A 17,642-nucleotide genomic window follows, 5' to 3' on the forward strand; every position below is an offset into this window, starting at 1 on the left:
AATTTTGTACTTAAAGTTTTATTTGTCGGTTAACGACATCAATTATCGGTAAGGTGTTTTTGGGGGTGATGTCGTTTATCGATGCGATTTTACACTTCATCTGAAGTTGTGTCAAGTAACGAGAATTAGGGGTTTTTCAGCGATTCATCACCTAGTAAAGCAAGGTCTGCGGCGTTCTATTATTGTAACAAACGCAAATCATGAAAACAATAATAGCAACAATCTTCATCATCTTTATAAGCTTTACTGCTCAAGCGCAAAAAACTACTAATGAAGTAAAAGTTGAAACTGTTGAGATGAGCATCGTTACTGAAACAACAAATGAAGTAAAAGCTAACACTACTACAGAAATAGCTAGATTATACAAATTCAAAAACTCTAGAATCAAAAGAGATTTAAACTTCTTAACTAAAGCGAACAAACCAAAAATGGCATAAAATTTTGGTATTAAGTACTGAGTAAAAAGTATTAAGTAAGAAGTGGGAAGTACAAAGTACAAGGTTGAAAGTAATAAGTGGCAAAATAAGTCATTGTGTTTAAATGATGTAAATTTTATAGTTTCTAACAACTAACAACTAACAACTAACAACTAACAACTAACAACTAACAACTAACAACTAACAACTATTCTCTCATCTCTATGTTCTCAATTCTCATTTTTGAACTCACCTCTTGTAGTCCTATTATATGATATAAGTATATTTTTGTAGGAAAAAGCTTATTAACTCGATGAACTGCACAAATACGCAGTCTAATGGAGGAAAATTTTGTAGGAAAACGGACTACAAAAATTGGTAGTACATCGAAAAGCGAACTTTTCATCGTAAAAACTGTACCATTTATCGAATTGGAAATACGTTTACTTACACCTAGGTGGTTATCTATAAACCAAATTTACCTACTTTATTATGCGTACAATTATTTTTTTATTCCTTGTTATCTGTTTGGGAACCCAGTCCCAAGCACAATCAAAGTCACCAGACATAAAAGTACAGACGATTATTATGCCCATGGCAGATGTAATAATTAAGTCTGACGTAAATACTCAGGGTTTCCAAACAGCTGCAAGGTTTTTTAAAGTCAAAAATGCAAGAGTCAAACAAGCCTTACTTTTTAAGATAAGAGTAAGAACAATTTCTTTAGCCTAGTTCAATTCTTCTACAAGTTCTTCTGTTACCCCTGTTCCACTTTGAGGTAACACGACAGTCTTTAAAATTTTCCAAACATTTTCTGTTACTATTCGCTGTCCTTCTGCAGTTGGGTGAATTCCATCTTCTAAGTTTAATTTCGGAATACCGGAAACACCATCCAATAAAAACGGAATCAACATTATATCATTAGAATTTGCTAAGGCAGGATACATCATCTTAAATTGAGATGCATAATCTGCACCCATATTTGGTGGTATTTGCATACCTGCCAAAATGATTTGTGTCTCAGGGTTTTTATCTTTGACCATATCGATCATCGATTGTAAGTTATTCATAGACTCTGTAATCGGTATACCTCGCAATCCGTCATTTGCCCCTAATTCCAAGACAAAAATATCCACCGGCTGATTTAGTACCCAGTCTAAACGATTCAATCCTCCAGAAGTGGTTTCTCCGCTCAATCCGGAGTTAATTACTTTATAATCTAGACCTAAAGAGTCTAATTTTTGTTGAATTCTATTCGGGAATCCTTCTCTCGTATCTAAGCCATAGGCTGCGGTAAGACTATTTCCATAGAATAATATCACTTTGTCGTCCACTGAAATTTCTTCGTTTTCAGTATTGTTAACATTCTCTGTTTGGGTGTCAGATTGTTTCTTTTCTGTAGTTTCTCCACATCCAACGAATAACAACGCCAATAAAAAATAACGAAACTTTAATACTTTCAACATAGTCTTAACTTATTAGATTCCAAATCATTTGTTTATTTTGTCATCTTGTATTAAAATGATTTATGACAAAGATATTAAACGTACGTAATCTAAAGAAAACGTATACGAGCGGATCTAAGAATTTGACTGTTATTGATGATATTTCTTTTTCTATTGAAGAAGGCGACACTTTTGCAATAGTAGGTCCGTCAGGTAGTGGAAAAACTACCTTATTAGGGCTCTGTGCCGGATTAGATGAAATTAACGAAGGAACAATTGAACTTTGTGGGGAAGATTTAAGCGCATTGAACGAAGATCAACGAGCTCTTCTTAGAAATGAAAAAGTAGGATTCATTTTTCAAGACTTTCAATTACTACCCACATTAACAGCTTTAGAGAATGTTAGTGTACCACTTGAATTACAAGGTGCAGCAAATGCATCTACAGATGCTATGGAGCTTTTGAAAAAAGTTGGTTTGGGTGATCGTCATGATCATTACCCATCTCAATTGTCTGGTGGTGAACAGCAACGGGTTGCTTTGGCACGAGCGTTTTCTAATAAACCTTCTATACTTTTTGCCGATGAACCAACGGGTAATTTAGACGAGGAAACCGGTGAAAAAGTCATTAAATTATTATTTGATCTTAATAAAGAAATGGGCACTACATTGGTAATTGTAACCCATGATTTAGAGCTGGCCAAATTAAATAAAAATGTATTGCGACTTAAAGGTGGTAAAATAGTAATCAACGAAACCGCGACCATATCTTGAATCGAACACAAAGAACATCAAAAGCATCATTTAATTGGTTGTTGAAAATGGCTTGGCGAGATGGCAAAGCTAGTGGTAAACGCTTGTTATTGTTCATGGCATCTATTATTTTAGGTATCGCTGCAGTGGTATCCATTCAATCTTTTAGTGATAATCTTAAAGACAATATCGGCTTACAATCTAAAGCACTTATGGGTGCCGATTTTCTTATAGATAGTAATCAGCCTGCCAATGAACGTGTAACTGAATTAATGGATTCTTTAGGTGGATACGATGCTAGAGAGGTCAATTTTGCTTCGATGGCAGCATTTCCAAAAAGTCTAGCTACAAAATTGGTGCAGGTACGCGCTATCGAAGGTGATTTTCCTTTTTATGGGGAGTTAGAAACCGAACCTGACAATGCGGCTCAAGAATATTTAGAAAAAGGCGGAGCTTTGGTTGATGCCACCGCAATGCTTCAGTATAATTTAAAACCAGGTGATAGTGTAAAGTTAGGAACAACAACTTTTGCCATTGTTGGGTCATTGATTACAGCACCTGGTAGTACAGGTATCGGTGCGACAGCTGCACCACCCATTATTGTGCCATTTAGGTTTATGGAAGAAAGCGGCCTGTTACAACGAGGCAGTCGTTTAGGTTACAATTACTATTTTAATAACGATCAGGCAGATTTAGAAGTACTAAGTAAAAAAGTGGACCCGTTATTAGACGCTGAAAATGCAGATATGGATACCCATACTGATACTAGTGAGCGATTGGGGCGTAGATATGAAAATGTGGGTCGGTTCTTGAATTTGGTGGCATTTATTGCACTTCTCTTAGGGTGTGTAGGTATCGCAAGTTCTGTGCATATCTATATAAAAGAGAAATTAAAGGCGGTTGCTGTTCTTAAATGTTTAGGGGCTACGCGAAAACAAACGTTTTTAATTTACCTGATTCAAATTGCAGGAATGGGCTTGTTGGGCGGACTCATAGGTACTATTATAGGCTTGATCTTACAACAAACTTTCCCACTTATATTACAAGAGTTTTTACCTTTTGAAGTTGAAATATCGACTTCATTTCAAGCCATATTCGTAGGGTTGTTATTAGGCGTTTGCATGTCTGTTTTATTCGCTTTGTCGCCATTAGTGAATACATGGTTTATTTCGCCTTTACAAGTATTACGTGTGCAAGAAGATACGGGTAGAAAGGCAAGGCCTTATCAAATATGGGTAGTCGTTGCCATTGTTCTTTTTGTTTTGTTATTCGCCTTTTGGTTATTGGGCAGATGGGAGTTTGCATTGAGTTTCGTAGCGGGAATTTTGGTGACATTTTCCATTTTAGCGGGAGTATCAATTCTATTTATGCGATTGATAAAACGCTACTTCCCGAAGTCTTGGAGCTTTGCTGCCAGACAAAGCTTGTTGAATTTATTCCGGCCAAATAATCAGACAGTAGTATTGATTTTATCTATTGGAATAGGTACATTTTTAATTAGTACTTTATATTTTACTAAAGATTTTCTACTTGCCAAAACCTCTTTTGAAGCGAGTGCTGAGAGTCCGAATTTGATATTGTTCGATGTTCAGACAGATCAACGCGATGCTGTAGCAAATACAATAACCCCAAAGGGATTGCCTGTTATAGATAATATCCCCATTGTTACCATGCGTTTAGAGCGTATAAAAGATCGAGACGTTAATGATATTCGATTAGATACTACAACTAGGGTTAACAAATGGATTCTTAACCATGAGTTTAGAACAACTTATAGAGATTCTATGATCGGTTCTGAAAAATTATTGGAAGGGGATTGGATACCTTCTGTTGCCCCGAATGCCACGGTAATACCTATTTCTTTGGCAGACAATGTAGCAAATGATGCTTTAGTGACAATTGGTGACACCTTAGTATTTAATGTTCAAGGAAAGTTAATGACTACCGTTGTAGGTAATATTCGACAAGTAGATTGGGCGCGTATGCAACTCAATTTCTCTATTGTATTCCCTAAAGGCGTATTAGAGAATGCACCACAGTTTCATGTGGTGACCACAAATGCCCCAGATAAAGCCTCATCTGCAAATTTGCAGCGAGAGCTGGTAAAGAAATTTCCAAATGTATCTATTATTGATTTAAGACAGGTAGTAACCTTGGTTGAAGATATTTTGGATAAGATTTCATGGGTCATATCTTTTATGGCTTTCTTTAGTATTCTTACTGGTATTATTGTTTTGATTGGATCTGTTCGTAATAGTAAATACCAACGTATTCGAGAAAGTGTATTGTTAAGGACTTTAGGTGCTCAGAGTAAACAGATATTAAAGATAAATGCTCTAGAATATCTATTCTTAGGAGTTTTAGGTAGCGGAGTAGGAGTAATACTTTCTTTAGTTAGTAGTTTTTTATTGGCGTATTTCATTTTCGACACACCTTTTATTCCTTCATGGGTGCCATTTTTGGTGGTTTTACCGGGTATAACTTTATTGGTATTGGCTATTGGATTAATGAATAGTAAAGGGGTATTAAATAGTCCACCATTACAGGTGTTACGAAAAGAAGGGTAATTTTATATTAATTGCAATTTTAAAGCTCATTTATTATTGTTTTGAAGTGGGCTTTCCAATATATGTATACAAAATGTAATCTGTATTTGGGTCAAGAAAACGATACAGCTGTGTTCGTATTGTTGGTAGTCGAAGGTCTTTTTTATCATATACCTCTAACAAAAGTGATGCGTAATCTGAACGGAAAAATTCTCTTTTTTTAGCAGTAATTTCAGATGCTCGTTGATTAAAAACTATGCTTTTTGCTTGAGCTTTATTTCTATAGTTTATTAACGGCACTGTCTTCATAATGTTTATGAGTTCATAATTATAGCGCTTAGAATTTATCTTTAAAGAATCTCCCAAAGCGTAATCACTTACTATTTCATAAGTACTATCATTACTTATTTCGTTTAAAAGGTTGACGTAGTTTTCATGGGTACCATCTGTAATTACTTTTTTGGAAATTAATTCTTTTTCAAAATCATCTAATACTTTTATAAGTCCTGTATGGTATTCCGGATATTGTTTGGCAATGGCATTATTAATTGCCTCATCATATGTCTTATTGATCATTTGGGCAAAACTTTCATTTATAAATAAAAGGAATATCGATACTAATAGGAATGTATTTGATTTCATTAGATAAGAATAATCTTTTCTTTTTTGAAATATAATACTTTATGTTGTATTCAAATAATAGTTTCAAAGTAAACTATTTTAATTTGTCCACGTGAAAAAGAAAATGCCCTTTACCATTAAACTTTAAAAGTCATTATTTACTTAATTATCGATAATTGCCTCACTTTACATGATTTGTCAACTAATCAGCATAGCTTTGCAACTGAAATACAAAAGTGATTGTTATGCCGTTGTTTACCGATTTAAAAATATCTAGAAATTTAGAAAAAGCACTTGAAGATCTAGGCTTTGAAAATACTACTCCCATTCAAGAGAAAGCTTTTCCTATTGTAATGAGTGGTAGTGATGTTGTAGGTATTGCACAAACAGGTACTGGTAAAACATTTGCTTATCTACTTCCTATTTTAAATACGCTTAAGTTTTCTAAAGAAATTCATCCGAAGGTAATTATTCTAGTACCTACACGAGAGTTGGTGGTACAGGTGGTAGAAGAGGCAGAAAAATTGGCTAAATATGCAGGCATTCGTGTTCTTGGAGTATTTGGCGGTAAGAGTATGTTACGCCAAAAAGAGGCTTTGGCTTTAGGTACTGATGTTCTAGTAGCAACACCAGCGAGATTATATGATTTGATCTTAACAAAGGCAGTTCAGTTAAAACAAGTGAAGAAACTGGTTATTGATGAGGTCGATGTAATGTTAGATTTAGGCTTTAGGTTTCAGCTCGTAAATATTTTTGAGCTTTTACCACAGAAGAGACAGAACATTATGTTTTCGGCTACAATGACCGATGATATTGAATTGTTCATAACCGATTTCTTTTCCGGTGTTCAAAAAATTGCCATTGCAGTAAGCGGAACTCCCCTTGAGAATATTACCCAATACGGTTACGCTACCCCGAATTTTTATACGAAGGTAAATCTGTTAGTGAATTTATTGCAGAATGTAGAACTTTACCATAAAGTACTAGTATTTGTTTCAAGCAAGCGTAGTGCCGATTTACTCTTTAAAGAATTGGCAGAGTTTTTTAGTGAAGAAATCTGTATTATTCACTCCAACAAAACTCAGAATTATAGACTACGATCCATTAATCAATTCGACGAGGGTAAAAATCGTATTTTGGTTACTACCGATGTTATGGCTCGTGGATTGGATTTGCAAGAGATATCTCATGTTATAAATTTTGATACACCGACGTATCCTGAAAACTATATGCATCGAATCGGTAGAACGGGTAGGGCAGAGAAGGAGGGGACTTCTATTCTTTTATTTACAGAGAAAGAAGAAGAAGCCAAAGATGCCATTGAAGATTTAATGTCGCATAAGGTCAATTTACTGCCTTTACCTAGTGATGTTGAAATTGCAACTCAACTTACTTTCGACGAGCAACCTAAGCACAAAGAGCACGAAAACCCTTTAAATATTAATGAAGATGAACGTGGAGCTAGCTTTCATGAAAAGTCTGACAAGAATAAAAAGGAAAATCAAGGTGGTTCGTATAAGCGCATCATTAAAAAGAAATACACGAAATCTAAAACTCGTGGCGACAAGAACTACGGTAAACGCGGAAGGCACAAATTTTAATTTACTCACTACTCTATTAAGAGGCTTTGTTTTTTAGGAGCAAAGCTTTCAAATATTACTCAATTTTGAGCTGTTGTTACTTCGTATCTAAATTTAAAATACCGATGAAATGCACACCGAATCGGTGTGGTGTTTTTAGGTTTAAAACCGTTCGTCGACACTTTTTGACGATTCGTCACAGATTTTTACGCTAGCCGAAAATTATAGCAGTTTAGCGAGGTCAAGATGCTCAATGGTGGACCTCAAAGTACTTTTACATTGTTCAACATTACGATATGAAAGCACTTGTAACCTTATTTATAATAATTTTCGCTGGCGCATTTGCGTTGGCACAAACACCCCAAACAGATGATAAAGTTAACGCTACTAAAATGGGTATTGTTTTGGTTGATAGCCTTAACGATATTAGCAACAAGAAAACGATTGCAATTACTGCTGAAACCTCAGTAGCACGTTTATATAGATACAAAAATGCTAGGGTTAACAAAGAATTAGCATTTATTACCAAGAAGTCATATAGTAAGTTGGCATAATCTTTGCCCTATATAAAAAGGTGCAATTAAGCACCTTATAAATTTTTCAATATGATGTTACTTTCAATTATAATACCTGCACTTATCGTTATTGCAACTATAGCTTTTACTTCAAAAAACGAAAAAAAAGTACGTACCGTTAAAGTGCCGGTGAACAAACGTAAGTTTTAATTTTTTATACCAGGCTGTTTAATTGTATAGTTACTTTTGGCTTTAGCCTCATCTACCTGTCTTTTGACATCTGCCAATAATGCTTTGGAGTCATAAACGATTCCATCTTTAACGGTGTATTTTACACCACCAACACGAACCACCTCGTTATCATCGGTAAGATTTATAGCTCCCGTACCGTATAATACTTTGAAGTTTTGAAGCGGATTTTCCTCAACAATGACAAAGTCTGCCAGTTTGCCTATGGTGACTGAACCTAATTTGTCATCCATACCTAGTGCCTCCGCGCCATTTAACGTAGCGGATTGTATGATCTCTAACGGATGAAACCCAGCTTCTCTCATTAATTCCAGTTCTCTTATATAAGCAAACCCGTATAGTTGGAATATGAATCCGGAATCTGATCCAGTTGTTACTCTACCGCCTCTATTTTTATATTCATTGATAAAGGTCATCCAAAGTTTATAATTGTTTCTCCAGGCAACTTCTTGCTCTGTACCCCAATCATGCCAGTAAGAACCATGAGATACCTTACTAGGTTGATAGAATTCCCATAATGAAGGCAATGTATAGTCTTCATGCCATTCTGCTCTTCTGGCACGTTGTAAATCTCTACTAGCTTCATAAATATTGAAGGTTGGATCCATGGTGAAATCAAGCGCTAATAGTTCATTCATAACATTATTCCAATGCTCAGAATAAGGTTCTGCAGCTTGTTCCCATAATTTTCCTGCATTTTCAAAGCGATCTTGCTCGTTTTGGTAGTTATAGTCCAACGGAAAATCTTGTACGGTTCTATCATCGAACAAAGCTTCAGGTAACCCATACCAATGCTCCATAGAGGTTAGACCTGCTCTGGCGGAATGTAAAACATTCCAACGGGCTACGCTCATTTGTGCGTGATGGCATGCAGAACCTAATCCTAATTTTTTATTTTCATCAAGTGCTGCAGCCATAATCTCAGGCTCGGCTCCGAAGAATTTAATACCATCAGCTCCCTTTTTTGCGTTGGCACGTACCCATTCTCTTGCTTGTTCTGCAGTTGAAATTGGAATGTCGTTTAACGGATTAAAAGATTTACTCGTTTGCCCAAATGCTGTATATGATATAATACGTGGTGCTATAATTTCATTTTTCTCACTTTTATGTTTTAAATCCATTGCAATATCAATACCCCTTCCTGCAACTTCACGAACAGTAGTAACACCGTGGGCCATCCACAGTTTAAATACATAATCTGGATCTGCACCTTGAGCGTCACCGCCAATATGGGTGTGCATATCAATAAAACCGGGCATTAAATACATGCCGGTGCAATCTAGTTCTTTTCCACCTGTCTTTAATTGCGGTCTTTTGGCATCATCAATGGCGACACCCGGGTAGCCAACTACTTTTACATCTTTAATAATATTGTTTTCTACCACAATATCAATAGGACCTTGTGGTGGTGCACCGTTGCCGTTAATAAGCATAACGCCTCTAATAATTAATTGCGAATGTGGACCATCGCCTTCTAAGGATTGGGCGTTGACGGAAAGCAAGACAGCGAAGGTCATTGCGGTTGCAAGCAGAAATTTGCGTAACATAAAGTGGTAGTTTGAGTTAGTTACCTTAAATATAACCAAAGCATCAGAAATTAGTGTGTTGGTAAACCAACTTTAAGTGCAAATAATGAAATTGTTATTTATAAGGTATGTTCGTTAAGCAACTGGAGATAATTGTTGCTTAATTTCTTGAAACTTAATAATGTAATTTGTTCCTTTCTTAGAATTATCACGTTGTATAGTTCCTCTTAATTGTCGTGTAAGATTGTGTATCAGCTTTAACCCTAAAGATTTAGTGTTTTTATGATTTATGGTTTCAGGGAACCCGATTCCATTATCACCGATTTCTAGAATATAACAATTTTCTTGTTCGTTGTCTTTCTGTAATTTGATACTGATTTCGCCATCTTGATCACTTTCAATACCATATTTTAAGGCATTTGTCAAAGTTTCATTAATTAAGAGTCCTAATGGAATCGCTGTATCTATACCCAGTTTAATATCAGGAATATCAATTATTAAATCTACGTTATTGTCATTGCCTTTTATAGAACGAATTAAATATTCGCTTAATTCTTGTACGTAAGATTTGTATTCGATATGGCTAATGTCATTACGCATATAAAGCATTTCATGTACCATAGCCATGGCAATTACCCTATTCTGAGTTCCTTTTAAAAGACCTTTCATTGGTCCGGTTTCTATATTTCTCGATTGTAAGCTTAACAAACTGGAAACTGTTTGTAAATTGTTTTTTACCCTGTGATGTACTTCTTTTAAAAGATTTTCTTTTTCATGTACCTGCATTGCCAAGGCCCTTTTTGAACTGTACATGGCATTGTAGGTTTTTAAGAGCGTTTTTCCTAAAGTATTTCCCAATATAAATACAGCGAACAAAACGGATACAAGACTAAAAACTGAGCTTGATTCTTCTGTAACTAAATTTTCGGTAATACGTAATTCAGGTATGGTTTGGGTAAATATCAATAGAATTAAAATAATGATAATATTTAGATAAATTCGCCCATATCTCGTGCTGTTTATGAATCCGCCAAAAGCAATCAAAGGAATCATGAATATAAACGGACTATGAATTCCGCCGCTATAAACGGTTACGACTACAGCGGTTATTAAACCTATAATAGATGAAAAGTTAAAAGTAGGTACTATATTTTTATGGGCTTTAAAGTATAGTAAATTGATAATATTTAAAATAGCAAAGCCAGCAAGAGCAAAAGGTATAATTTGGGTAATGTTCAAAAAGAAATAGCACAAGGCTCCAAATAGGATGGAGATAATGCTAGTGGTATAATTAACCCTTAAAAATAATTTGGTTTTATCCTGTAGACGTTCTTTGTCAATGGTAAATCCGGGCATAGATATTATTTATGTACTAGAAAACATACGAATTACGTAATGTAAATCTAATTATGTTTTTATCATTATGCTAGTATTTTCGACTTAACTATGATAAAAACGACTATTATTTTTCTGAATTATATATTTTTTTTGCTTAAATATTGGTTAAAAATATTAAATCTATTGTTAATTGGTTGTATTTGTAAATAAACCTGAAAAATTATTCAACATTTAATTTACCTTTATTTCGTTTAGGTATAGCTTGTTAGATGAAAGAAACAAGAAAGGCATCCAAACGGATGCCTTTTTTAACTTTATAATTTAGATGTAATTTAATCTTGAGTCAACACCCATGAACCGTTTTGCAAAAGTGGCTCAGCTTGTTTAAACTTTATCGTTTTACTCTCTCCGCTCATTACATTTTTGATGGTAACGCGCTCGTTTCTTCCAATTTTTGGTTGTTCCCTTGTAATGGTTTCTGTAACCGCAGGGCGTTCAGCCTGATTTTGACTTACTGCTCTACTACGTGCCGCTAACTCATCACTATTAGGAATTTCCTCTTTTGACGTCTGTAAATTATCTCTACGTTGAACGTTTCTTTCTTCTTGAATAGCATTAGGGTTCTCAGAAGGTAATTCACCTTTAAACAAGAAAGAGACCACATCTTTGTTTACTTTCTCGATCATTGATTTAAAAAGTTCAAATGCTTCGAACTTATAAATTAATAAAGGATCTTTTTGCTCGTGAACCGCTAATTGTACCGATTGCTTCAACTCATCCATTTTACGAAGATGTGTCTTCCACGAATCATCTATAATAGCCAATGAGATATTTTTCTCAAAATCTGTTATCAATTGCTTACCGTTACTGTCATATGCTTCTTGAAGGTTAGTTACTACATTCAAGCTTTTGATTCCGTCAGTAAAAGGAACTACGATACGCTCAAAGTTATTGGCATTATCTTCATGTACCTTTTTGATTACCGGGAAAGCCGCTGCAGCATTACGCTCCATCTTGTCATTATAATACTCGTATGCAGCCTTATAAATTTTACCGGTAATTTCTTGAGCTGTCATTTTGCCAAAATCAGCTTCATCTACAGGTGATGTAATAGAGAAGTATTTAATCAATTCAAATTCTAAATTCTTATAATCACTTGCAGCTTTATTGCTCTCTACGATAACCTCACAGGTATCATAGACCATATTGGCAATATCTAGCTTTAAACGCTCGCCTTGTAATGCATGACGTCTTCTTTTGTACACAACTTCACGCTGTGCATTCATAACATCATCGTATTCTAAAAGACGCTTACGTACACCAAAGTTATTTTCTTCAACTTTTTTCTGAGCACGTTCAATAGATTTGGTCATCATACTATGCTGAATAACTTCACCATCTTCCAAGCCCATTTTGTCCATCATCTTAGCAACCCTATCAGAACCGAATAAACGCATTAGGTTATCTTCTAACGAAACGTAAAATTGAGAGCTTCCTGGATCTCCTTGACGACCAGAACGACCACGTAGCTGTCTATCTACACGACGAGAATCATGTCTTTCAGTACCTATAATTGCTAGTCCACCTGCTTTCTTAACAGCATCAGACAATTTAATATCGGTACCACGACCGGCCATGTTGGTCGCAATAGTTACAACACCGGCATTACCGGCCTCAGCAACTACATCTGCTTCTTTCTTGTGAAGTTTCGCGTTCAGTACGTTGTGAGGTACTTTACGTACACTTAATAATTTAGATAACAATTCTGATATTTCTACAGAAGTAGTACCAATTAATACAGGTCTTCCTGCCTGACTTATTTTAGTAACTTCTTCAATAATAGCATTGTATTTTTCTCTTTTTGTCTTGTAGATAAGGTCATTTTTATCTTCTCTAGCAATAGGTCTGTTGGTAGGGATTTCCATTACATCTAACTTGTAGATTTCCCAGAATTCACCAGCTTCGGTAACAGCAGTACCTGTCATACCAGCAAGTTTGCTGTACATTCTAAAGTAGTTCTGTAACGTAACAGTCGCAAAAGTTTGAGTTAATGCTTCGATCTTTACATTCTCTTTTGCTTCAATTGCCTGGTGTAAACCGTCAGAGTATCTACGACCGTCCATAATACGACCGGTCTGCTCATCAACAATCATTACTTTATTTTCCATTACCACATATTCCGTATCCTTTTCGAATAAGGTGTAAGCCTTTAATAATTGGCTCATGGTATGTATACGTTCACTTTTAATAGTAAAATCTTTAAAAAGCTCTTCTTTAAGTTCGGCTTCTTTTTCAATTTCAAGATTTTGATTTTCAATCTTGGCAATTTCTCCACCAATATCTGGCATCACGAAGAAATCTTTATCCTGTTCGCCCGAAATATAATTAACCCCTTTATCGGTCAATTCTATTTGGTTGTTCTTTTCATCGATCACAAACAACAAATCTTCATCAACAACTGGCATTTCCCTGTTGTTGTCTTGCATGTAATAATTCTCAGTTTTTTGAAGTAATTGTTTTACTCCTTCTTCACTTAAGAATTTTATTAATGCTTTATTTTTCGGTAACCCGCGATATACACGTAGCAAAAGAAAACCACCTTCTTTGGTATCACCTTCTGCGATTAATTTTTTAGCTTCTGCCAATACACCTGTTAAATGCTGACGTTGCTTTCTTACAATTTCGTCAACCTTAGGTTTTAGTTCATTAAATTCATGACGGTCACCTTCTGGTACTGGACCAGAAATAATTAATGGGGTACGAGCATCATCGACCAAAACTGAATCGACCTCATCGACCATGGCATAATTATGTGGGCGCTGTACCAAGTCTTTTGGCGTATGCGCCATATTATCCCTTAAGTAATCAAAACCGAATTCATTATTAGTACCGTATGTAATATCCGCATTGTAAGCTGCACGTCTACCATCAGAATTTGGTCTGTGGTAATCTATACAATCTACAGAAAGTCCATGAAATTGAAATATAGGTGCCATCCAAGCACTATCTCTTTTTGCTAAGTAATCATTTACGGTTACCAAATGGGCACCGTTACCACTTAAGGCATTTAAATATAAAGGAAGCGTAGCAACAAGGGTTTTACCTTCACCAGTTTGCATCTCTGCAATTTTACCTTGGTGCATGGCAATACCACCAATAAGTTGAACATCGTAATGTACCATATCCCAGGTAACTTCTTTTCCTGCGGCATCCCAAGAGTTCTTCCAGATAGCATTGGTACCTTCAAGAGTGACATATTCTTTAGAACCTGACAACGTTCTGTCATATTCAGAGGCAGTCACTTCTAAAGTCTCATTATTAGCGAAACGTTTGGCAGTTTCTTTAACAACAGCGAAAGCTTCAGGTAGAATTTTATTTAAAGTATCTTCAGAAATTATATAAGATTCTTCCTTTAATCTATCTATTTCTGTGTAAAGGTCTTCATTTTTATCAATGTCGGTAGAGTTTTTAACCTCTTCTTCTAAAGCGCTAATTTGATCTGATTTTTCTTTGATAGAATCTTGAATAGCCTTCTTGAACTCTATTGTTTTTTGTCTAAGCTCATCGTGACTAAGGCTTTCTAGCTTTGATTCGAATGATTTTATTTGGTCTACTAAAGGCTGTAATTCTTTTACATCTTTTTGTGATTTATCACCAACGAATGCCTTTAGGATGGAATTAATGAAACTCATATATTTTAAACTATTAGAATTGAAACTTTTCTGGCTATAATTCTAGCGAGAATAGCTTTCAAAATATTTTATATTCGACAATTATAATCGATGCTCTTAAAGAGCAAAAGGTATTCCAGTCTTGATATTTGGACAGTTTAACCTAATAACCTGCCAAAATTACATAAAAAAAAAGCCTCCGAGGAGACTTTTTAGTAGTTATTATGATATCGAATATTAATATTCGTCCTCGTTCCAGAGGTAGTCTTCTTCCGTTGGATAGTCAGGCCAGATCTCTTCGATAGATTCATATATTTCGCCACCTTCTTCTTCCATAGATTGTAAATTTTCTACGACTTCAAGAGGGGCTCCAGTTCTGATGGAGTAATCTATTAACTCATCTTTACTTGCCGGCCAAGGTGCATCACTTAAATAAGATGCTAATTCTAATGTCCAATACATAGTAATAGTTTAATTTTAATTTTTTGCAAAAGTAATTTTTAAATTGAGACAGCAAAGAAATTAATAATAAATTTCATATTTATCTCGTACTTTTTTTGCATTTGTTTATTGATAACGAATAAATTACAGAATTATTAGTCCTTTTTTTTAGGAATCCATTTTATTTCATCCGCCTGTAAATCATAAGACAATTTTCGTGCCAATACAAAAAGATAATCTGAAAGCCTATTTATAAAAGATAGCACATTTTTATCAAATGGCTCATTTTGAAATAATAAAGTTGAAATACGTTCTGCTCTTCTACAAACGGTACGCGCAATATGACAGTATGACACTGTTGTATGACCGCCAGGAAGAATAAAATGGGTCATTGGCGGTAATTGACGGTCCATTTCATCTATAGCTTGTTCTAAAAAATTGATTTCACTAGTGCCTACTTTGGTTATTTTTAATCGCTCTTCACCATTTTTGAGTATTTCTTTTTCTGGATCGGTGGCCAAAATAGCGCCTACAGTAAATAAATGCTCTTGAATGGAAGTAAGTTGTTGCTTGTAAGTAGGGGCAATGTCTTGATCTCTAATTAGACCTAACCAAGAATTCAATTCATCGACCGTACCATAGCTATCGATACGAATATGATGTTTAGGTACGCGTGTTCCTCCAAAAAGTCCGGTAGTGCCGTCATCTCCTGTTTTGGTATATATTTTCATTTTACAGAGTATAGAAAGTAATGGTGTAGATTATTTAATAATAGATAGTAAGAATAATAACAGTTAAAATTCTGAATGATTAATTCTCTTTCTTGTCTTTGCGTTCATAATCTCCCATAAACTTTCTTGATTTACGCTCGCTAGATTTACTTTTACTGGTAATGCGAATAACTATGTAAATAGCGAAAACGACACCTAGGGTAATATAAATAGTATTACTGTTCATTAAAAATTTACTTTAGCTAAAATTACTGGTTTATATCCGTATTTTAAAATGTTCCTTTACTTGTTCTTTTCTAAAAAATAGGGCTCCACAATAAAACATATCTATTGAAACACGAACATGGTTTAATTCTTTAAGGTGTTCCCAAGTTTTAAGATTTTTACTACTGGCATGTATGTCGTTTAAAAGTAACATACCGTCATTAGAAAACGTACTGATATCTAAATTGGCTTGCATTGCCTCAGAGATGTTGCAAATGATAATACTGGTATTGTTTTCAGTAAATGAAATATTGGGGTAGTATTGTTTTATAATTTCTTCGGATGTTTTATAATCTCCTATTAGACGTATAGCATCATATTTGAAATACCCGATACTTTTAATAAGCACTTTTAGGGTTGTAGGATGCTTAAGTTCCTTTTTCTTATAAAGACATTTGGTAATGTAATCATATACAAAAGGTGAATGTACCCCATGTTGATTGGTAGAAGTAAGAATAAATTTAATGTAGGATATAAAACGGAACACGATCTACTTTTTCAATTTTTTAAAAAAGTAAAGATAATGGTTGAAATTAGAACTGTAATAATTTGAAAAGTAGGTTTTGGTAAGAAATGGTTAGGTATATATTTGGGGCAAAAAGGGTTTTTGAAAATTGTTTTAAGAAAGTTTAGCGTTGTTCAATTTTGTAGTGAATTCTAAAGCCTTGATCACTCTGTTGTTTTTGTTCTTGTACAATCTAGCAACTTCGATTGTGTTTTTAGTTTCGATTGTTGGAACAGAAATATCATTACTTTCAATTGTTTGAACCATCTCTACTTGTATAGTTTCGATCTCTAAAGAAACATTCTCGTTGTTAGCTTGTGCTTGTACTAAGAAAGTAGAGAAGAAAAGAGCGGTTAAAATAATAATTGACTTCATAATATTTGTTTTACACTGCTAAAGTACAGTGATGAACAAACATATTTTAAAGCACGTCGTTGGGCGTCATTTATCTATAGACGAATGGTAATTTAGGTTCGGTTATTAAATTTATAGAAGGTGAAATAGGAGGCAGTCCGAGAATTTAATAGTGCGCTCAATAAGCGTAAGTATTGATGTTATCTGCTTTTAATTTATACCGAAGCTAACTATTACAAAAATACGATATACGGTTGAATGGTTATTTTGACTTGAGAATGAATTTTGAACTTGACTTGAACTTGAACTTGAATTTTGAGATTGAACTTAATAGTAGGTTTTGGTAAGAAATGGGTAGGTATATATTTGGGGCAAAAAGGGTTTTTGAAAATTGTATTAAGAAAGTTTAGCGTTGTTCATTTTTGTTGTGAATTCCAAAGCCTTGATTACTCTGTTGTTTTTGTTCTTGTATAATCTAGCAACTTCGATTGTGTTTTCAGTTTCGATTGTTGGAACAGAAATATCATTACTATCAATTGTTTGAACCATCTCTACTTGTATAGTTTCGATCTCTAAAGAAACATTCTCGTTGTTAGCTTGTGCTTGTACTAAGAAAGTAGAGAAGAAAAGAGCGGTTAAAATAATAATTGACTTCATAATATTTGTTTTACACTGCTAAAGTACAGGG

The 17,642-nt window shown here is 34.6% G+C and carries 16 protein-coding genes; 5 read left to right on the forward strand and 11 right to left on the reverse strand.

Features of this window, described 5'->3' with window-relative positions:
• Nucleotides 1–200: 200 nt before the first annotated feature.
• On the forward strand, nt 201–437 hold the full coding sequence (locus tag DFQ03_RS07295) for a hypothetical protein (RefSeq protein ID WP_133672507.1): 237 nt from the start codon (nt 201–203) through the stop codon (nt 435–437).
• A 707-nt stretch (nt 438–1,144) separates the two neighbouring features.
• On the opposite strand, the gene DFQ03_RS07300 is transcribed toward DFQ03_RS07295, so the two are convergent.
• Nucleotides 1,145–1,882 carry an arylesterase gene (locus tag DFQ03_RS07300; RefSeq protein ID WP_133672508.1) on the reverse strand — a complete coding sequence of 246 codons (738 nt, stop codon included), beginning with the start codon at nt 1,880–1,882 and terminating at the stop codon, nt 1,145–1,147.
• 62 nt (nt 1,883–1,944) lie between these two features.
• On the opposite strand from DFQ03_RS07300, the gene DFQ03_RS07305 reads away from it, so the two are divergent.
• Nucleotides 1,945–2,634 (forward strand): ABC transporter ATP-binding protein, encoded by a 690-nt coding sequence (locus DFQ03_RS07305; RefSeq protein WP_133672509.1) that lies wholly within the window; start codon nt 1,945–1,947, stop codon nt 2,632–2,634.
• Nucleotides 2,635–2,681: 47 nt separating this feature from the next.
• Nucleotides 2,682–5,180: an ABC transporter permease gene (locus tag DFQ03_RS07310; protein ID WP_133672641.1), complete on the forward strand. Its 2,499-nt coding sequence runs from the start codon at nt 2,682–2,684 to the stop codon at nt 5,178–5,180.
• 33 nt (nt 5,181–5,213) lie between these two features.
• Here DFQ03_RS07310 and DFQ03_RS07315 read toward each other — a convergent pair whose 3' ends face one another.
• Nucleotides 5,214–5,735, reverse strand: coding sequence for a hypothetical protein (locus DFQ03_RS07315; RefSeq protein WP_208295896.1), 522 nt, complete (start codon nt 5,733–5,735; stop codon nt 5,214–5,216).
• A gap of 290 nt (nt 5,736–6,025) precedes the next feature.
• On the opposite strand from DFQ03_RS07315, the gene DFQ03_RS07320 reads away from it, so the two are divergent.
• Complete coding sequence (locus DFQ03_RS07320) at nt 6,026–7,381, forward strand: DEAD/DEAH box helicase (protein WP_133672511.1); 1,356 nt, start codon at nt 6,026–6,028, stop codon at nt 7,379–7,381.
• Between the two features lie 275 nt (nt 7,382–7,656).
• On the forward strand, nt 7,657–7,914 hold the full coding sequence (locus tag DFQ03_RS07325) for a hypothetical protein (RefSeq protein ID WP_133672512.1): 258 nt from the start codon (nt 7,657–7,659) through the stop codon (nt 7,912–7,914).
• Nucleotides 7,915–8,081: 167 nt separating this feature from the next.
• Here DFQ03_RS07325 and DFQ03_RS07330 read toward each other — a convergent pair whose 3' ends face one another.
• The 9 genes from DFQ03_RS07330 to DFQ03_RS07365 all read right to left on the reverse strand — a co-directional run bounded on the left by DFQ03_RS07330 (nt 8,082) and on the right by DFQ03_RS07365 (nt 17,611).
• On the reverse strand, nt 8,082–9,641 hold the full coding sequence (locus tag DFQ03_RS07330) for an amidohydrolase family protein (RefSeq protein ID WP_243834454.1): 1,560 nt from the start codon (nt 9,639–9,641) through the stop codon (nt 8,082–8,084).
• Between the two features lie 144 nt (nt 9,642–9,785).
• Nucleotides 9,786–11,006, reverse strand: a complete 1,221-nt coding sequence (locus DFQ03_RS07335) for a sensor histidine kinase (protein WP_133672514.1) — start codon at nt 11,004–11,006, stop codon at nt 9,786–9,788.
• A gap of 314 nt (nt 11,007–11,320) precedes the next feature.
• Nucleotides 11,321–14,680 carry a preprotein translocase subunit SecA gene (gene secA / locus DFQ03_RS07340; RefSeq protein ID WP_133672515.1) on the reverse strand — a complete coding sequence of 1,120 codons (3,360 nt, stop codon included), beginning with the start codon at nt 14,678–14,680 and terminating at the stop codon, nt 11,321–11,323.
• Between the two features lie 216 nt (nt 14,681–14,896).
• Nucleotides 14,897–15,121 (reverse strand): DUF2795 domain-containing protein, encoded by a 225-nt coding sequence (locus DFQ03_RS07345; protein ID WP_027064442.1) that lies wholly within the window; start codon nt 15,119–15,121, stop codon nt 14,897–14,899.
• A gap of 134 nt (nt 15,122–15,255) precedes the next feature.
• The gene (locus DFQ03_RS07350; protein WP_133672516.1) at nt 15,256–15,831 is read right to left on the reverse strand and encodes a cob(I)yrinic acid a,c-diamide adenosyltransferase; all 576 of its coding nucleotides are present in this window, start codon (nt 15,829–15,831) and stop codon (nt 15,256–15,258) included.
• Between the two features lie 79 nt (nt 15,832–15,910).
• The gene (locus tag DFQ03_RS18785; protein ID WP_166637446.1) at nt 15,911–16,057 is read right to left on the reverse strand and encodes a hypothetical protein; all 147 of its coding nucleotides are present in this window, start codon (nt 16,055–16,057) and stop codon (nt 15,911–15,913) included.
• 30 nt (nt 16,058–16,087) lie between these two features.
• Nucleotides 16,088–16,582: a hypothetical protein gene (locus DFQ03_RS07355; RefSeq protein WP_133672517.1), complete on the reverse strand. Its 495-nt coding sequence runs from the start codon at nt 16,580–16,582 to the stop codon at nt 16,088–16,090.
• 132 nt (nt 16,583–16,714) lie between these two features.
• Entirely contained in the window at nt 16,715–16,975 is a 261-nt protein-coding gene (locus tag DFQ03_RS07360) for a hypothetical protein (protein ID WP_133672518.1), read from the reverse strand.
• Nucleotides 16,976–17,350: 375 nt separating this feature from the next.
• Nucleotides 17,351–17,611 (reverse strand): hypothetical protein, encoded by a 261-nt coding sequence (locus DFQ03_RS07365; protein WP_133672519.1) that lies wholly within the window; start codon nt 17,609–17,611, stop codon nt 17,351–17,353.
• Nucleotides 17,612–17,642: the final 31 nt, after the last annotated feature.

It is taken from the genome of Maribacter caenipelagi (assembly GCF_004364175.1).
Lineage (GTDB): Bacteria > Bacteroidota > Bacteroidia > Flavobacteriales > Flavobacteriaceae > Maribacter > Maribacter caenipelagi.

Bases quoted from the DNA above. Each gene is read 5' to 3' on its own strand.
- DFQ03_RS07295 (WP_133672507.1), top strand. From the start codon at position 201: ATGAAAACAATAATAGCAACAATCTTCATCATCTTTATAAGCTTTACT.
- DFQ03_RS07300 (WP_133672508.1), bottom strand. From the start codon at position 1,882: ATGTTGAAAGTATTAAAGTTTCGTTATTTTTTATTGGCGTTGTTATTC.
- DFQ03_RS07305 (WP_133672509.1), top strand. From the start codon at position 1,945: ATGACAAAGATATTAAACGTACGTAATCTAAAGAAAACGTATACGAGC.
- DFQ03_RS07310 (WP_133672641.1), top strand. From the start codon at position 2,682: ATGGCTTGGCGAGATGGCAAAGCTAGTGGTAAACGCTTGTTATTGTTC.
- DFQ03_RS07315 (WP_208295896.1), bottom strand. From the start codon at position 5,735: ATGATCAATAAGACATATGATGAGGCAATTAATAATGCCATTGCCAAA.
- DFQ03_RS07320 (WP_133672511.1), top strand. From the start codon at position 6,026: ATGCCGTTGTTTACCGATTTAAAAATATCTAGAAATTTAGAAAAAGCA.
- DFQ03_RS07325 (WP_133672512.1), top strand. From the start codon at position 7,657: ATGAAAGCACTTGTAACCTTATTTATAATAATTTTCGCTGGCGCATTT.
- DFQ03_RS07330 (WP_243834454.1), bottom strand. From the start codon at position 9,641: ATGACCTTCGCTGTCTTGCTTTCCGTCAACGCCCAATCCTTAGAAGGC.
- DFQ03_RS07335 (WP_133672514.1), bottom strand. From the start codon at position 11,006: ATGCCCGGATTTACCATTGACAAAGAACGTCTACAGGATAAAACCAAA.
- secA (WP_133672515.1), bottom strand. From the start codon at position 14,680: ATGAGTTTCATTAATTCCATCCTAAAGGCATTCGTTGGTGATAAATCA.
- DFQ03_RS07345 (WP_027064442.1), bottom strand. From the start codon at position 15,121: ATGTATTGGACATTAGAATTAGCATCTTATTTAAGTGATGCACCTTGG.
- DFQ03_RS07350 (WP_133672516.1), bottom strand. From the start codon at position 15,831: ATGAAAATATATACCAAAACAGGAGATGACGGCACTACCGGACTTTTT.
- DFQ03_RS18785 (WP_166637446.1), bottom strand. From the start codon at position 16,057: ATGAACAGTAATACTATTTATATTACCCTAGGTGTCGTTTTCGCTATT.
- DFQ03_RS07360 (WP_133672518.1), bottom strand. From the start codon at position 16,975: ATGAAGTCAATTATTATTTTAACCGCTCTTTTCTTCTCTACTTTCTTA.
- DFQ03_RS07365 (WP_133672519.1), bottom strand. From the start codon at position 17,611: ATGAAGTCAATTATTATTTTAACCGCTCTTTTCTTCTCTACTTTCTTA.